Raw genomic sequence first — 2198 nt, 5'->3', positions numbered from 1 at the left:
TTCTGGAGAACGGGATGCTCGAACACCATGCGGACGGAGACATCTCGGTCGAGGCGCTCGCGCAGGCGGGCGACCAGGCGCACCGCCAGCAGTGAGTGACCGCCGAGATGGAAGAAGTTGTCCTCCATCCCGACCCGGGGGGCACCGACCAGCTCGGCGACGATCGCACAGAGTGTCACCTCGTCGGGCGTGGCCGGCGCCACGTGCGCGGCCACGACCACTGCCGGCTCGGGCAGCGCCGTCCGGTCCAGTTTGCCATTGACCGTCAGCGGCAGGCGATCCAGCGCGACCAGCGCGGCGGGCACCATGTAGCCCGGCAACCGCCCGGCGAGGCGGGTCCGCAGCACTGTCACGTCTATGTCCGTGCCTGGGGCCACCACTACATAGCCGACGAGGCGCGCATCAGCGTCCGTGCCGCGTACCACCACTGCGGCCTGCGCCACCTCGGGCTGGTCGAGCAGCGCCGCCTCGATCTCCGCCGGCTCGATGCGGAAGCCGCGCAGCTTCACCTGATTGTCGGCGCGACCGTGATAGACGAGCTGGCCATCCGACCGCCAGGCGCCTCGGTCGCCGGTCCGATAGAGCCGCTCTCCGTCCCCGAACGGGCTCGCCACGAAGCGCGACGCGGTCAGCCCGGGCCGGCCGTGATATCCGCGCGCCAGCCCGGCGCCCGACACATAGAGCTCCCCCACCACACCAGGCGGGCACAGATCAAGCCCGGAATCCAATATGTAGACCTGCAGGTCCGCGAGACCCGTACCGATCCAGCCCCGTTGTGTCGCAGCGATCGTCGGCAGGTCGATCGGCGCCGCAGTCACATGGACAGTCGTTTCGGTGATGCCGTACATATTGATCAGCCGAGGGCGCACCGGATGCCGATCGACCCAAGACTGCAGCCGCGGAATGTCGAGCGCTTCGCCACCGAATATCACAGTCCTCAGCGCAATTGGAGCGAGGTCGTCGGAAGCGTCTGCTTGAATGAGTTGATAGAAAGCCGATGGTGTCTGGTTGAGGACGGTTACCCCTTCTTTGGCAATCAGTGTGCGAAACTGATCCGGAGAGCGAGCAATTAGACCGGGCACAATTACCAGCCGCCCGCCATGCAGCAATGCGCCCCAGATCTCCCAGACTGAGAAATCGAAGGCGTAAGCGTGGAACAACGTCCAGACATCGCCGCCGTCGAAGGCCATCCATGAACGCGCCGCATCGAACAGCCGTGAGATCTGACGATGCTCGATGCAGACGGCCTTCGGCTGACCGGTGCTGCCTGACGTGTAGATGAGATAGGCGGGATGCCTCGGGTCGAGCGGCGCGACGCGATCGGCGTCCATCGGCGCATGGTCAGGCGCGGCATCGAGACCGGCATCGTCGTCAATCGCGATCAGTGTGGCATCGGCCTCAGCCAGGCCTGTCAGGCGGTCGGCGAGCACGCGCGTCGTCAGCACAGCCTGCGGCCGCGCATCGGACAGCAGGAAGTCGAGGCGTTCGGCCGGCAGATCGGGATCGAGCGGAAGATAGGCGGCGCCCGCCTTCAGCACGCCCAGCACCGCCGTCACCATCTCGATCGACCGATCGAACGCCAGCGCCACCACTGTCTCGGGACCCGCGCCCAGCCCGATCAGGCGCCAGGCGATGCGGTTGGCTGCGGCCTCGAGCCCGGCATAGTCCAGCGATCGCTCCCCGTCCGTGAGCGCGATCGCCTTCGGCGTGCGTGCTGCCTGCGCTTCGAACAGCCCCGGCAGCGTTGCGGGTTCGGGCAGCGAGCGCCGAGGTCCCGCGAAATCCTCTGTCAGTCGGCTCGCTTCACCCGGCAGCAGCACGCTCAGCTTCGGCAACGGCTGGTCCGGGTCCGCCACACCCTGCTCCAGCACGCCGATCAGGCGCGCCGCCAGGCCCTCCGCGCTTGCCCGATCAAACAGCTCGGCGCTGTATTCAAGCTCGCCGCGCCAGGCTCCATCTTCTTCGGTGAAGGTGAAGCACAGATCGAACTTCGCCGTCGGCACGCTGACGGACAGGGGCTGCGTCTTCAGGCCGGGCGCTGCAAAGCTGCCCTCCGCCCCGCTGTTCAGCACCAGCATCGTCTGGAACAAGGGCTGGCGCCCCAGCACCCGCGGCGGGTCGAGTACCTCCACCAACCGCTCGAACGGCACGTCCTGGTTCATATAGGCGTCGAGGCACACTTCCCGGCTCCGCGCCAC

At 67.2% G+C, this 2198-nt stretch carries 1 protein-coding gene; it reads right to left on the bottom strand.

All coding sequences use genetic code 11. The features are described from left to right. A partial coding sequence (locus D2V17_RS09870; RefSeq protein WP_191229146.1) for a non-ribosomal peptide synthetase occupies positions 1-2162 on the bottom strand: 2162 nt, incomplete at its 3' end. Positions 2163-2198: the final 36 nt, after the last annotated feature.

Source organism: Aurantiacibacter xanthus, assembly GCF_003584015.1.
Classification (GTDB): Bacteria; Pseudomonadota; Alphaproteobacteria; order Sphingomonadales; family Sphingomonadaceae; genus Alteraurantiacibacter; species Alteraurantiacibacter xanthus.
The sequence above is the reverse complement of the archived record's forward strand: the minus strand, read 5'-3'. Positions and strand labels throughout refer to the sequence as shown.